Consider the following 13,616-nt stretch of genomic DNA (forward strand, 5'->3'; position numbering starts at 1 on the left):
GGGCGCGAGTGTGACGCCCTGGCAGCGCTCCTTCATGGGAACCTGCGAACGGGCCGGTGTTCCGAAGCGTAGCCGCAAGCGGGCTGTGCCACACTGTGGCCTGTCCCCTGGCAAGGAGCTCCGCGATTGGCGACCCCGCGCCCCTCGGTATCGCCGGCCACCCTGCGTGCGCTGGCCTTCGACCTGTCGATCCGCTGGAACAGCCAGAACGACGACATCTGGCAACTGATCGACGAACCGCTGTGGGAGCTGACCCACAACCCCTGCCTGGTGCTCGACAGCGTGCCGCAGGCGACCCTCGAACGGTTGCTGCGGCGTGACGACTTCCGCCTGCGCGTCGAGGCGCTCGCCGACTGGCAGCAGCGGCGCTTCGCCGAGCCGGGCTGGTTCGCCGGGCAGGCTTCCGGCGCGCTGACCCGGGTGGCCTACTTCTCCATGGAATACATGCTCAGCGAGGCGCTGCCGATCTACTCCGGCGGCCTGGGCAACGTCGCCGGCGACCAGCTCAAGGCGGCCAGCGACCTCGGCGTGCCGGTGGTCGCGGTGGGCATGCTCTGGCAGCACGGCTACTTCCGCCAGGGCATCGATGGCGACGGCCGCCAGCAGGCGCTGTACCCGGTCAACGACACCCGCCAGCTGCCGGTCGAGCCGCTCACCGACCCGGCCGGCCAGCCGCTGCGGCTGACCTTCAACCTGCCCGGCATGCGCCTGTGGATCCGCGGCTGGCAGGCGCGCGTCGGCCGCTGCCGGCTGCTGCTGCTGGACACCAACGAGCCGGCCAACCCGCCGCAGGTGCGGCTGATCACCAGCCAGCTCTACGGTGGCGATGCGGAGATGCGCCTGCGCCAGGAGATCGTCCTCGGCATCGGCGGCTGGCGCCTGCTGGAGGCCGCCGGGCTGGCGCCGGAGGTCTGCCACCTGAACGACGGGCATGCCGCCTTCGCCGTGCTCGAGCGGGCGCGCTGCTACCGGGCCAGCCGCGGCGTGCCCTTCGAGGTGGCGCTGGCGGCGACCCGCGCCGGCAACCTGTTCACCACCCATACGCCGGTCGAGGCCGGCTTCGACCGCTTTGCCGCGGCGCGCGTCAGCCAGTACCTGGGCCGCTATGCCGAGGCCGAGCTGGGCATCAGCCGCGCCGAGCTGCTCGAGCTGGGCGGCGCCGCGGCCGGCGACCCGCAGGCGAGCTTCAACATGGCCTGCCTGGCCACCCGTGGCTCGGGCGCGGTGAATGCGGTCAGCCGCCTGCACGAGGCCACCAGCCGCTTCATCTTCCGCGGGCTGTTCCCGCGCTGGCCGCTGGCCGAGCTGCCGATCGGCCATGTCACCAACGGCGTGCACCTGCCGACCTGGCTGTCGGCCGATGCCGAGGAGCACTGGTTCGAACTCTATGGCGCCGAGATCCCCTGGCGCGGCGGCGAGGCGGTGGTTGCCGAGCTGCTGGCGCAGGTCGACGACCGCTGGCTGTGGCAGATCCGCCAGCGTGCCCGCCGCGAGCTGCTAGCCTTCGTCTGCGCCCACCTGGCGCGCAGCCTGGCGATGCACGGGGCGACGCCGGAGACCATCGGCGCCGCCGGCTGCGGGCTGGACCCGGAGCGGCTGACCATCGGCTTCGCCCGTCGCTTCGCCGCCTACAAGCGGCCCAACCTGCTGCTGCACGACCCGGACCGCCTGGCGCGCCTGCTCGGCGATGCGAACCGCCCGGTGCAGCTGCTGGTCGCCGGCAAGGCCCACCCGGCCGACCACGCCGGCCAGGCGTTGCTCGCCGAGTGGCAGCGCTTCATCGCGCGGCCCGACGTCGCCGGCCGGGTGGTCTTTCTCGAGGACTACGACATGCACCTGGCGCGGCAGTTGGTGCAGGGCGTCGACGTCTGGATCAACACGCCGCGGCGGCCGTGGGAGGCCAGCGGCACCAGCGGCATGAAGGTGCTGGCCAACGGCGGGCTGAACCTGTCGCAACTCGACGGCTGGTGGGCCGAGGCCTATGCGCCGGGGCTCGGCTGGGCCATCGGCGACGGCCTGGAGCATGGCGAGGGCCATGACGTGGTGGACGCCGAGCAGCTCTACACGGTGCTCGAGCAAGAGGTGGTCGCCGAGTTCTATGCGCGTGACGCACGGGGCCTGCCGCATGCCTGGGTGCAGCGCATCCGTCGCAGCATGGGCGAGCTGGTGCAGCGCTTCTCCGCCGACCGCGTGGTGCGCGAGTACACCGAGCGCTTCTACCTGCCGGCGGCCACGGCCTATCGCGCGCGCAGCGGCGCCGGTTCGGCGCAGGCCTACGCGCTGGCCGGGCGCATCCAGCGGCTACGACGGCACTGGGCGGGGCTGGCCTTCGGCCGGGTGGAGCTGCAGCGCCGCGGCGAGCGCTACCAGGTCGCGGTGGAACTGCAGCTCGGCCGGCTCCGGTCCGACGACCTGGCCGTGCAGCTGTATGCCGAGGCCGTCGACGGCTGGCCGCAGGAGAGCGTGGCGCTCGAGCCGCGCGGCGGTTCCGGCCCGCACTGGCTGTTCTGCGCCGAGATCGCCGCGAGCCGGCCGGCGGAGCACTACAGCGCGCGGGTCATTCCGGCCGCCTACGATGGCCTGCTGCTGCCGCTGGAGCTGCCCTTGATCCTCTGGCAGCGCTGAGCGGCGGCCGCCGCTTGCCTCAGCGGGCGACCGCGCAGCCGGTGGCCGCCTGCAGCTGGTCGAAGCTCACGCCCTCGGCCAGCTCGACCAGCTTCAGGCCCTGCACGGTGACGTCCAGCACGCCGAGGTCGGTGATGATGCGGTCGACCACGCCGACCCCGGTCAGCGGCAGGTCGCAGGCCGGCAGGATCTTGTGCGCGCCGTCCTTGGCGGTGTGCTCCATCAGCACCACGACCTTCTTAACCCCGGCGACCAGGTCCATGGCGCCGCCCATGCCCTTGACCATCTTGCCGGGGATCATCCAGTTGGCCAGGTCGCCCTTCTCCGAGACCTGCATGGCGCCGAGGATGGCCAGGTTGATGTGGCCGCCGCGGATCATCGCGAAGCTCTGCGCGTTGTCGAAGAAGCTGGCCCCGGGCAGCGTGGTGACCGTCTGCTTGCCGGCGTTGATCAGGTCGGCGTCGACTTCCTCTTCGCTGGGGAAGGGGCCGATGCCGAGCAGGCCGTTCTCGCTCTGCAGCCAGACGTCCATGCCTTCGGGAATGTAGTTGGCCACCAGGGTCGGCAGGCCGATGCCGAGGTTGACGTAGAAGCCGTCCTGCAGCTCGGCGGCAGCGCGCTGTGCCATCTGTTCGCGTGTCCAGGCCATGTTCAGCTCCTCACCGTGCGTTTTTCGATGCGTTTTTCCGGGTTCGGGTTGTGCACGATGCGCTGCACGTAGATGCCCGGCAGGTGGATCTGGTCGGGGTCCAGCTCGCCGGTCTCGACGACCTCCTCGACCTCGACGACGCAGACCTTGCCGGCCATCGCCGCCAGCGGGTTGAAGTTGCGCGCGGTCTTGCGGAACAGCAGGTTGCCGGCCTTGTCGGCCTTCCACGCCTTGACCAGCGCCAGGTCGGCGGTCAGCGATTCTTCCATGACGTACCACTCGCCGTTGAACTGGCGGGTCTCCTTGCCTTCGGCGACCAGCGTGCCGTAGCCGGTCCTGGTGTAGAACGCCGGGATGCCCGCGCCGCCGGCGCGCAGCTTCTCGGCCAGGGTGCCCTGGGGGGTGAATTCCAGCTCCAGCTCGCCGGCCAGGTACTGGCGCTCGAACTCCTTGTTCTCGCCGACGTAGGAGGAAACCATCTTGCGGATCTGCCGCGTCTCCAGCAGCAGGCCGAGGCCGAAGCCGTCGACCCCGGCGTTGTTGCTGATCGCCGTGAGGCCCTTGCGGCCGCTGTCGCGCAGCGCGGCGATCAGCGTCTCGGGGATGCCGCACAGGCCGAAACCGCCGACCGCGACCGTCATGCCGTCCTCGACCAGCCCGTCGAGGGCGGCCGCGGCGTTGGGGTAGAGCTTGTTCATGGATCTCCCTCTTGTCGTTGTCTTGTTCAGCGGGCGGCCCAGCCGCCGTCGATGTTCCAGGCGACGCCGCGGACCTGCGCGGCCGCGTCGCTGCACAGATAGAGCGTCAGTTCGCCGAGCTGTTCGGGGGTGACGAACTCCAGCGAGGGCTGCTTCTCGGCCAGCAGGTCGTGGCGCGCGCGCTCGAGATCGCCGTCGGCACGGGCGCGCTCGTCGATCTGCTGCTGCACCAGCGGCGTCAGCACCCAGCCGGGGCAGATGGCGTTGCAGGTGATCGGCTCCTGTGCGGTTTCCAGGGCGACCACCTTGGTCAGCCCGACCACGCCGTGCTTGGCCGCGACGTAGGCGGCCTTGCCGGTCGAGCCGACCAGCCCGTGCACCGAGGCGATGTTGACGATCCGCCCCCAGCCGCGCCGGCGCATGCCCGGCAGCGCCAGGCGCGTGGTGTGGAACACCGAGGACAGGTTGATCGCCAGGATGCTGTCCCAGCGCTCGACGGGGAATTCGTCGACCGGCGCGACATGCTGGATGCCGGCATTGTTGACCAGGATGTCCAGCGCGCCGAACTCGCGTTCGGCGAAGGCCAGCAGCTCGGCGATCTCCTCGGGGCTGGCCATGTTCGCCGGGTGGTGGCGCACCTGGCCGCCGGCGGCGCGCACCGTGGCCAGCGCCGCGTCGACGTCGCCGAAGCCGTTGAGCACCAGGTTGGCGCCGGCCTCGGCCAGGCGCTTGGCGATGCCCAGGCCGATGCCGCTGGTGGAGCCGGTGACCAGGGCGGTCTTGCCTGCGAGATTCATGTAGGGGTCTCCTTGACGGCGCCGGCTCGCGCCGGCGCGCTGCACGTCAGACGATACCGGTAGCGTAGAACACACCGATGATGAAGAAGGCCGCGGTGGTGGCGATCAGGGTGATCGCGAAGATGTCCTTGTAGGACTCGCGGTGGGTCAGCCCGGTGACCGCCAGCAGGGTGATCACCGCGCCGTTGTGCGGCAGGGTGTCGAGGCCGCCGGAGGCCATCGAGGCCACCCGGTGCAGCACTTCCAGCGGGATCTGTGCGGCGTTGGCGGCGGCGACGAAGCTCTCGGCCATGGCCGCCAGGGCGATGCTCATGCCGCCGGAGGCCGAGCCGGTGATACCGGCCAGCAGGTTGACGGTGATCGCCTCGTTGATCAGCGGGTTGGGGATCGCCGACAGCGCATCGGCCAGCACCACGAACCCCGGCAGCGAGGCGATCACCGCGCCGAAGCCGAATTCCGAGGCGGTGTTCATCGACGCCAGCAGCGAGCCGCCGACCGCGCTCTTGGTGCCTTCGGCGAGCTTGTCGCGCAGGGTGGCGAAGCTGGTGACCAGCACCAGCAGGATGCCTAGCAGCAGCGCCGCCTCCACCGCCCAGATCGCGGTGACCTTGCCCACCTCGGTGGTCAACGGCGCGGCCATGCCCGGCAGCTGCAGCACGTGGCTGGCGCCGTACAACTCGGGAATCCAGCGGGTGAACAGCAGGTTGGCCAGCAGCACCAGCAGCAGCGGCGAGAGCGCCAGCCAGGGGTTGGGCAGGGCGATGTCGTCCGGCGTCTGCGGCTCGTTGCGCAGGTTGGTGCCGTAGCCTTCGCCGGCGTGCCGGGCCTTGGTCGCCTGGCGCTTGAGGTAGAGCATGCCGAGGCTGAAGACGAACAGCGTGCCGATCAGGCCGAGCCAGGGCGCCGCCCAGGTGGTGGTGTTGAAGAAGGTGGTCGGGATGATGTTCTGGATCTGCGGCGTGCCGGGCACCGCCGTCATGGTGAAGGTGAACGCGCCGAGGGCGATGGTGCCGGGGATCAGCCGCTTGGGAATGTCGCTCTGGCGGAACATCTCGGCGGCGAACGGGTAGACCGCGAACACCACCACGAACAGCGAGACGCCGCCGTAGGTCAGCAGCGCGCAGACCAGCACGATCACCAGCATCGCCTGGCCGCCGCCGAGCAGGCGGATCGCCGCAGCGACGATCGAGCGCGAGAAGCCGCTCATCTCGATCAGCTTGCCGAACACCGCGCCGAGCAGGAACACGGGAAAATACAGCTTGATGAAGCCGACCATCTTCTCCATGAAGATGCCGGTGAACGCCGGCGCCACCGCGCTGGGGTCGGTCAGCAACACCGCGCCGAGGGCGGCGATGGGCGCGAACAGGATGACGCTGTAGCCGCGGTAGGCAGCCAGCATCAGGAGCCCCAGGGCAGCAAGGGCGATGACTACACTCATCGTTCTATCTCCTGGCCTGCCGACCGTACGGGCACTGGCAGACCTTGTTGTTGTTGTGTGGGTTGCGCAGGGCGCATGGCGAGATAGCCAGTTTCGTGCCAGCTGGTTAACCTATTGTTTCTAAAGGTTTTTTTATTTCATGGGATGGCCTGGTGGATATCCTTTGTCCCGCAACGGGGACGCGCGTCGCGGTAATTTCGCGCGGCACGCCCTGCAAGGCTGTAGATGCTGGGATCCTGTTTAGGGGACTTCGTCCCGATAGAGAGACATGATTTTTGGAGGATCCTGATGAAGACGCTCTATCTGGTGCGCCACGCCAAGTCCTCTTGGGACGACCCGGGCCTGGCCGATCACGATCGCCCGCTGGCCCGGCGCGGCCTGCGCCAGCTCGGCGAGATCGGCCCGTGGCTGGCGGCGCGCGGCGTGCGGCCGCAGCGGCTCTTGTGCAGCAGCGCCGAGCGCGCCCGTGCCACCGCCGGCCCGCTGGCCGAGGCGATGGGCTATCCAGCGGCCGCCATCGACTATCAGGCGCGGCTGTATGCCTGCACGCCGCAAGTCCTGCTGGCGGCCATCGCCGAGCAGCCGGACGAGCTGGCCAGCCTGATGCTGGTCGGCCACGACCCGGAACTGACCGAGCTGGCCATCCGCCTTGGCGCCGCCATCGAGCACCTGCCCACCTGCGCCTTCGTCGAGCTGGTCTTCGACGCCGCGCACTGGTGTGAGATCGCCACCCGGCCACCGCGGCACACCGCCTTCCACCGCCCGACGCGCAAGCACGAGCGCAAGGACGCCTGAGCCACGGACCTTCCTGCAGCCGAGACGATCAAACCGACGAACACCCGACCAGGACGGCCCCGTGCGCGCAACGCTTGCTCCGCTTCTCTGCCTCTCCATGCTCCTGCTGCTGGCCGGTTGCGGCCTGCGCGAACCCCGGCCCCCGGGCCCGACGCCGGCCGCGGTGCGCGCCGAACTCGCGCGCCTGTTGCCCAGCGGCGTGCATGACCGCCAAGGCTGGGCGCAGGACATCCAGGCGGCGTTCTTCGCCCTGGACATCGAGCCGAGCCGCGAGAACCTCTGCTCGGTGATCGCCGTCACCGAGCAGGAGTCCACCTTCCAGGTCGCCCCACCGGTGCCCGGCCTGGCGAAGATCGCCCGCGCCGAGATCGACCGCCGCGCGGCGCGCCTGCATGTCCCGCAGTTGCTCGTGCGCGGCGCGCTGAACCTCACCTCGCCGACTGGCAAGAGCTACGCCGAGCGCCTGAAGCGGGTGCGCACCGAACAGGAACTGAGCGCCATCTTCGACGACTTCGCCGGCATGGTGCCGCTTGGCCGCCAGCTGTTCGGCAGCCTCAACCCGGTGCGCACCGGCGGGCCGATGCAGGTCAGCATCGCCTTCGCCGAAAGCCGCGCAGGCGACTACCCGTACCCGATCGAAGGCAGCGTGCGCGACGAGGTGTTCAGCCGCCGCGGCGGCATGTACTTCGGCATCGCCCACCTGCTCGGCTACCCGGCCCATTACGACAGGTCGCTGTACCGCTACGCCGACTTCAACGCCGGCTGGTACGCCAGCCGCAACGCGGCGTTCCAGAACGCCGTGGTCCAGGCCAGCGGCATCAAGCTCGCCCTCGATGGCGACCTGGTGATCCACGGCAGCAGCCGGGTAGGGGCCACCGAACGCGCGGTGCGCGCGCTCGGCAAGCGACTGGATATCGGCGAGGACCAGATCCGCCGCACGCTGCTGCAAGGCGATAGCCTGGCGTTCGAGGACAGCGAGCTGTACGAGAAGGTCTTCGAACTGGCCGAGCGCCACGCCGGCAAGCCGCTGCCCCGCGCGCTGCTGCCCGGCATCAAGCTGGAGAGCCCGAAGATCACCCGCAACCTCACCACCGCCTGGTTCGCCAACCGCGTCGACGAGCGCCGCAAGCGCTGCCTGGCGCGCGGCGGGTGAGCGGCGCCGGTGTCAGCCGAGCGATTCGTCGAAGTAGTCGCTGTCGAGCCTGGGCACCTTGTAGAGCTGCGAGCTGACGCCGACCTCGTGGTCGAGCATCAGGTTGACCAGGCGCTTGCCGTCGACCAGCACCAGGCCCTCGACCGAGCGCGCGAAGTCGACCGCCTGGGCGGTGAAGCCGGAGGTGGTGATGAACACGCCGCGCCGCGCCTTCTGTCCGGCCAGCGCGCCGTAGAAGGCCTGCAGCTCAGGGCGGCCGACCGTGCTCTGCCAGCGCTTGGCCTGCACGTAGACCTTCTCCAGCCCCAGCGCATCGAGCGAGATCACCCCGTCGATACCGCCGTCGCCGCTGCCGCCGACCTGCTGCAGGGCCTGGCGGTTGGCGCCATAGCCCAGGCTGTGCAGCACATCGAGCACGATATGCTCGAAGCGCGTCGGGCTGGCTTGCAGCAGGCTGTCCAGCAGATCGCCGGCGACGCTGGTGCGCAGCTCGAGGATGGCCTGGTTCAGACGCTCCTGCGGGCTGCTGGTGGCGAGGTCGGCCTGGGCGATCGACCCCGGCGTGTCGTTGCCCTCGTCCAGCGAGGCGGCATCCGGCGCGGACTTCAGCTTCACGCTCATGAAGTTCATCGCCAGATGCTCGACCTGCCCGGCGCTCAGCGGGCCCGGGTTGGCCTGGGCAAAGGCGAGGCCGGCGTCGGTCAGCTGCCAGTAGCCGCGCTTGGCGCTGCTCGAATAGCCGGCGCGCTTGAGGCGGTCATGCGCCCAACCCGCGCGGTTCTTGTAGGTCGCCTGGCCGCTGGCGATGGTCTCCTGCCGCTGCGCCTCGCTCAGCCCGAGCGCCGCGGCGGCCGCCTCGTGCGCCTCGCCGGCCGTGGCGCCCTCCGGGTGGGCGGCAAGAAAACGCAGGATGGGCTCGATGAACTGGTCGTAGGTCGGCACGGACATGGTTCGTTCTCTTCCTGGATGAAGTGGCTTAGCTCAGCGTAGCGGCCCGGCGACCGCGCCTGGCCTTGGGCGCGGCGGCGCGTTGGGCCTTGATGCGCTCCAGCAGTACGCTGGCCGGCTCGTCGTCTGGGTCCTGCGGCACCAGCTCGCCACGGAAGGCTTTGGCGAGAATGCTTTGGGTCAGGCGGTCGATGCGCGCCTGGGCGGCTTTGACGCGGGCTTCGAGTTGGTCGGCGAATGCGAAGAGTTGCTCGACACGGCGGACGATTTCGGTTTGTTCTTCGAGCGGCGGCAGGGGGATTACCAGCGGCGAAATATCAGTATTGTTGACTTGGGGAATCGTAGAGCCAGTGTTCAACTTGGCGAGATCAACCGTCTCAAACCATCGGTAAATATAGAGAGTCTCAACGCCTTCAGGAGCAACAATCCCCATCACGTTCAAATCGACAAACGAAGCATCCTTCAAGATTCTTTTCTTGTTCGTGGCAATCGCGCCGCCCCGCTTTGGAAAGACAATTGCCCCTGCGGGCATCACGGACTTCTCTGAGGCATCATCTCGCGCAAGATAGCGATCTGTTTTCTGCAAGAAGAACTCATTCCCTTCAAGGTTCATCTCGCCAACCTTGAAGTACTTGAAATCGCCTTTAGCTTTTTCAATATCTGCAGAAACGGCTATGCCGCTTTTCAGTTTGCAGAGCTCGCCGACCGTTATGGTTCGCCACTCAGAATTTGAATTCTGCACCCGCCACTCCTCCGTCAACCGCCCAGAAACGGCGGCGGTGAGGACGGATTGGCGGAAGCGCTTGAGCAGCGCGGGGATGGCGTCGATGCGGGCTTTCAGGGTATCGACCTGGGCCAGCAGTTCGTCGAGCTTGGCGGCGATGCGGGTTTGTTCGGCTGCTGGGGGCAGCGGAACAGGCGCTTTAGAAAAAATGCTTTTATTTACGATGGATATCGTTGTGGCAGAAGACTGCGCTTCGAGCCATGCTCTCAATGTCTTGGAATAATGAAATACGTAGGCCGAGTCGATGCCATTGTCAGGAATCAAAGCGTTGATTTGCTGATTTGTGGCTGATGTCGTTGTGGTTAGTCCAACTTTCCCCAAGTTTCCGATACAGGTCACTACGATGCTTTGCGGCGGCAGACTAGGGACTTCTGCAGCCCCGGCATTCGTCAGGAAAGTTTCTGTCGTGCGTACTGGACCTGAATGGTCGAGATCGCCCGGTTTGATGAAGGGGATACTTCCCCCATAGAAGTTAGCCTCCTTTGTATTTGGGGTTTTACCTGTAACGATATGGCCTATGTCGGCTAAGCTGCAAACAGCCCACCCATCCGGCAACCCACTCATCCTCGCTCCCCCATTTCCAGCTTCTCGCTTCCAGCTTCCGGCTGCTCAAACCCCATCACCTCCGCCATCAACTGCTTCTGCGCCACCACTTCATCCCCCGCGCCCAGTGCCTGCATCAGCGCTTCCAGCTCATGCAGCGCCTCGGTCAGTTCGGCCATGGCTTCGCCCGCCAGCACTTCCGGGGCGGGGAGGTCGGCGGCGTCGAGGCTGCTTTCATCTTTTAGCCAGCTGATATCCAGCGAGTCGCCGCGTTCGTTGCGGATGTAGTCGCGGGTGAAGCAGCGGAAGCGGCTGGCCTCGCCGATGCCCTCGACGTTCTCGGCGCGCGGGCTACCGCCGTTCGGGTCGTCGCCATAGGCGTCCTCGAACGGCTTGAGGTGGGTGGGGCCGAACGGGGTACGCTTGCCGAAGCTGGGCATGTTGCTGCGCAGGTCGTAGATCCATACGCGCTTCGTGCAGCGCTCTTCCTGGCGCGGGTTGTCGGCCGTGCCTTTCTGGAAGAACAGCACGTTGGTCTTCACGCCCTGGGCGTAGAAGATGCCGGTGGGCAGGCGCAGGATGGTGTGTAGGTTGCACTTGTCCATCAGGTCACGGCGCACCTCGGTGCCGACGCCGGCCTCGAACAGAACGTTGTCCGGCAGCACCACGGCGGCGCGCCCGCCGGGCTTGAGGCCGCGGTAGATGTGCTGGAGAAAGGCCAGCTGCTTGTTGCTGGTCTTGTAGGTGAGGTCGTCGCGGGTCGGGCCGCCGCCGCCCTTGGCGGTGCCGAATGGCGGGTTGGAGAGGATGATGGCCACCTTCGGCAGCCCTGCGCCGGTCTGGCCAAGAGCGTTGCCCAGGTGCACCACGCCCTCGGCGTCACCTTCCATGCCGTGCAACAGGCAGTTCATCAGCGCCAGGCGGCGGGTGCCGGGCACCAGCTCGACGCCCACATAGGCCTCTGTGCGCTGGAAGCGGCGCGCCTTGTCGTCGAGGTCGTAGAGGTCGTCGGTATGCTTCTTGATGTAAGCGTCGGCGGCGATGAGAAAGCCTGCGGTGCCGGCAGCCGGGTCCTGAATGGTCTCGCCCGGCTGCGGCTTGATGCAGCGGATGATGCTGTCGATCAGCGCGCGCGGAGTGAAGTACTGGCCGGCACCGGATTTGGTCTCGCTGGCGTTCTTTTCCAGCAGGCCTTCGTAGAGATCGCCGAGGCCGTCCTCGCGGGCGCTGAACCAGTCGATGCCGTCGAGGCTCTTGATCAGCTGCTCGAGGTGGCGCGGCTCCTTCAGGCGCGTCTGCGCATCGGCGTAGATGGCGGCGATCAGCGGGTCCGGGTTCTTGCCCAGGTCCAGCAGCATCTGCTTGTAGTGGTCGAGCAGGTTGAGCCCGGACTTGCCAGCCAGGTCCGGCCAGCGCGCGCCCTCGGGCAGCTTGTGGCCGAAGCTGTCGTTGTTCTGCACCTGCTCGTATTCCATCTTGATGAACAGCAGCAGCACCAGCTCGGTGACGTAGTCGCTGTAGTTGATGCCGTCGTCGCGCAGGACGTCGCAGAGGTTCCAGAGCTTCTGGACGATATCGGAATTGGTCATGGGGTACCTGTGGCGAAAGTGTTAGAGGCGCCGGGTTACTCGACGCATCGGTGTGTTGTGCTTGTTCAGTCTGGGGCGGCGTCCTGTTCAGCCTGTAGCGCGCGGCCGGCGGCAGTCAGGCGATAGCGTTGCTTGCTGCTGGTGGGCTTGTCCGGAATGGTCGTCTCGACCAGGCCAAGCGCCAGCAGCGGAGCCAGTACCTGTTCGCGGAATTTGCTGCGGTTACTGCGCCCGGTGAATGCCATCAGCTCGGGGGTGGCGTGCTCGCCGGTCATCCTGCGCAATAGCGCTAGTTGCTCCTGCGGCAAGCTGGGACGGGCGTCTACCTGTTCCGAACTCGGTCCCGGCCTGGCCCCGACCTGGTCCCGACTTGGTCCCGACTTGGTCCCTACCTGGTCCCGACCTGGTCCCGAAGCAGTCCCGCTTTCCTGGGGCCGCTGAATCACCACCCTGAACTGGTTGCCCTCCCGGTCGTCGTGGAGCTCTATGGTCGGCCAGGCATCGAGCGCGCGCGGAATGCCGGTGCCCAGCCCACGGTAGGGCAGGATGTGCACGGCATGGGAGGTCAGGGTCGGGTTGCGGCGGTTGGACAGGCCAAAACGGATCTTCTCCGTGTCGAGCACATCCGGCAGGTGCCCGGGGCTGATCAGCTCGATCCGGTCGGCAAAGATCATCAGTCGAATGGAGGCGCTGACAAAATAATCGCGGTGAATCAGGGCATTGACCAGCAGCTCCTCGAACACCTCTTCCGGTATTTCTAGCTGGCCGAGGGTGTTGAAGCCTTGCTGACGCTGCACGTGCCGCAGGTTGCGCTTGATGAACGCCAGGCTGCGGCGGTACTGCTCCGGCAGGTTGCCATCGATGTCTTCGCTGTCGAGGTAATGGCGGTCGTGCAGCACGGTGCCTGGAAACGCTACGGCCTTGATGTCGAAGGCTGGGCACAGGCGTTGTGGCGCCCGACCGAAAAGCAGCAGCCCGGCTAGGTTGGGTGTGCCGCCGCTGGCGAGGCCGAGGTTTTCCAGAAGGCGGGCGGTCTCCAGCCCCGCTTGCTCGGGGCTCTCTCGAAAGCGCCGTTGGAAGTAGTCGCCAAGCGCCTTGGTGTCGATATCCGCCGCGCTGCTGCCCACCACCGGAACAGCATCGGCGCATACCAGCCCGGCCTGCTGGAACAGGCGCTGCAGCTCTTCACGGGCCGTGACCCGACGTTTGTCGGCACCGCTCTTGACCCAGATGCGCCCGTGACTGTCGACATAGGGCTTGTTCAGACCGGGTTCGACCGTCACCACCATGACCAGGCCGCATTCGGTCTGGAAGTTGCTGGATAAGGGGTTGATCGCTGGCCTGACGTTCTGCGAGGCGGCGTTGGAGAGCATCTGGTTGAGCCGCGCAACGTCGGCGGCACTGAGCCCGCTCACTGCGCCGGAGTCGTCCACGCCAATCAGCAGAAGGCCGCCGGAGGTATTGGCGAACGCCACCAGTTCGGCCGCCAGCGCATCGATGTTGTTGAAGTCGCGCTTGAACTGGTGGCGGCTGTCTTCACCACGGGCAAGGATCTGTTGAAGCTCGACAGGGGTCATGGGGTGTCTCTGGAAATCGC

Annotated in this window: 11 protein-coding genes; 3 read left to right on the forward strand and 8 right to left on the reverse strand. The window is 67.4% G+C overall.

The features are described from left to right. Positions 1-126 precede the first annotated feature (126 nt). Positions 127-2,625: an alpha-glucan family phosphorylase gene (gene glgP, locus L3N39_RS02245; RefSeq protein ID WP_237255574.1), complete on the forward strand. Its 2,499-nt coding sequence runs from the start codon at positions 127-129 to the stop codon at positions 2,623-2,625. Positions 2,626-2,644: 19 nt separating this feature from the next. Here the strand turns inward: glgP and L3N39_RS02250 are convergent, their stop codons facing one another. From L3N39_RS02250 to L3N39_RS02265, 4 genes are read right to left on the reverse strand one after another with little or no spacing between them, the layout of a single operon-like run. Beyond that, on the reverse strand, positions 2,645-3,274 hold the full coding sequence (locus L3N39_RS02250; RefSeq protein WP_237255575.1) for a CoA transferase subunit B: 630 nt from the start codon (positions 3,272-3,274) through the stop codon (positions 2,645-2,647). Positions 3,275-3,276: 2 nt separating this feature from the next. Continuing rightward, positions 3,277-3,972 (reverse strand): CoA transferase subunit A, encoded by a 696-nt coding sequence (locus L3N39_RS02255; RefSeq protein ID WP_237255576.1) that lies wholly within the window; start codon positions 3,970-3,972, stop codon positions 3,277-3,279. Between the two features lie 26 nt (positions 3,973-3,998). After that, positions 3,999-4,769 (reverse strand): 3-hydroxybutyrate dehydrogenase, encoded by a 771-nt coding sequence (locus L3N39_RS02260; protein ID WP_237255577.1) that lies wholly within the window; start codon positions 4,767-4,769, stop codon positions 3,999-4,001. 46 nt (positions 4,770-4,815) lie between these two features. Then, entirely contained in the window at positions 4,816-6,207 is a 1,392-nt protein-coding gene (locus L3N39_RS02265; RefSeq protein WP_237255578.1) for a GntP family permease, read from the reverse strand. 288 nt (positions 6,208-6,495) lie between these two features. On the opposite strand from L3N39_RS02265, the gene L3N39_RS02270 reads away from it, so the two are divergent. Both L3N39_RS02270 and L3N39_RS02275 read left to right on the forward strand, forming a co-directional pair. Continuing rightward, positions 6,496-7,002, forward strand: coding sequence for a SixA phosphatase family protein (locus L3N39_RS02270; RefSeq protein ID WP_237255579.1), 507 nt, complete (start codon positions 6,496-6,498; stop codon positions 7,000-7,002). A gap of 97 nt (positions 7,003-7,099) precedes the next feature. Beyond that, the gene (locus L3N39_RS02275) at positions 7,100-8,155 is read left to right on the forward strand and encodes a DUF1615 domain-containing protein (protein ID WP_237255935.1); all 1,056 of its coding nucleotides are present in this window, start codon (positions 7,100-7,102) and stop codon (positions 8,153-8,155) included. 12 nt (positions 8,156-8,167) lie between these two features. Here L3N39_RS02275 and L3N39_RS02280 read toward each other — a convergent pair whose 3' ends face one another. The 4 genes from L3N39_RS02280 to L3N39_RS02295 form a co-directional block, all read right to left on the reverse strand. Then, the gene (locus L3N39_RS02280) at positions 8,168-9,103 is read right to left on the reverse strand and encodes a restriction endonuclease (protein ID WP_237255580.1); all 936 of its coding nucleotides are present in this window, start codon (positions 9,101-9,103) and stop codon (positions 8,168-8,170) included. Positions 9,104-9,131: 28 nt separating this feature from the next. Beyond that, entirely contained in the window at positions 9,132-10,451 is a 1,320-nt protein-coding gene (locus L3N39_RS02285; RefSeq protein ID WP_237255581.1) for a restriction endonuclease subunit S, read from the reverse strand. Further along, positions 10,448-12,019, reverse strand: coding sequence for a class I SAM-dependent DNA methyltransferase (locus tag L3N39_RS02290; RefSeq protein WP_237255582.1), 1,572 nt, complete (start codon positions 12,017-12,019; stop codon positions 10,448-10,450). The genes L3N39_RS02285 and L3N39_RS02290 overlap by 4 nt, the downstream gene beginning before the upstream one ends. 65 nt (positions 12,020-12,084) lie before the next feature. Next, positions 12,085-13,596, reverse strand: a complete 1,512-nt coding sequence (locus L3N39_RS02295) for an RNA/DNA-binding domain-containing protein (RefSeq protein ID WP_237255583.1) — start codon at positions 13,594-13,596, stop codon at positions 12,085-12,087. Positions 13,597-13,616: the final 20 nt, after the last annotated feature.

The organism is Pseudomonas oligotrophica (assembly GCF_021726475.1).
Classification (GTDB): domain Bacteria; phylum Pseudomonadota; class Gammaproteobacteria; order Pseudomonadales; family Pseudomonadaceae; genus Stutzerimonas; species Stutzerimonas oligotrophica.

What these genes read in the sequence shown, in the direction of transcription:
- L3N39_RS02250 (WP_237255575.1), bottom strand. Translation starts at nt 3,274, where the DNA reads ATGGCCTGGACACGCGAACAGATGGCACAGCGCGCTGCCGCCGAGCTG.
- L3N39_RS02255 (WP_237255576.1), bottom strand. Translation starts at nt 3,972, where the DNA reads ATGAACAAGCTCTACCCCAACGCCGCGGCCGCCCTCGACGGGCTGGTC.
- L3N39_RS02260 (WP_237255577.1), bottom strand. Translation starts at nt 4,769, where the DNA reads ATGAATCTCGCAGGCAAGACCGCCCTGGTCACCGGCTCCACCAGCGGC.
- L3N39_RS02265 (WP_237255578.1), bottom strand. Translation starts at nt 6,207, where the DNA reads ATGAGTGTAGTCATCGCCCTTGCTGCCCTGGGGCTCCTGATGCTGGCT.
- L3N39_RS02270 (WP_237255579.1), top strand. Translation starts at nt 6,496, where the DNA reads ATGAAGACGCTCTATCTGGTGCGCCACGCCAAGTCCTCTTGGGACGAC.
- L3N39_RS02275 (WP_237255935.1), top strand. Translation starts at nt 7,100, where the DNA reads ATGCTCCTGCTGCTGGCCGGTTGCGGCCTGCGCGAACCCCGGCCCCCG.
- L3N39_RS02280 (WP_237255580.1), bottom strand. Translation starts at nt 9,103, where the DNA reads ATGTCCGTGCCGACCTACGACCAGTTCATCGAGCCCATCCTGCGTTTT.
- L3N39_RS02285 (WP_237255581.1), bottom strand. Translation starts at nt 10,451, where the DNA reads ATGAGTGGGTTGCCGGATGGGTGGGCTGTTTGCAGCTTAGCCGACATA.
- L3N39_RS02290 (WP_237255582.1), bottom strand. Translation starts at nt 12,019, where the DNA reads ATGACCAATTCCGATATCGTCCAGAAGCTCTGGAACCTCTGCGACGTC.
- L3N39_RS02295 (WP_237255583.1), bottom strand. Translation starts at nt 13,596, where the DNA reads ATGACCCCTGTCGAGCTTCAACAGATCCTTGCCCGTGGTGAAGACAGC.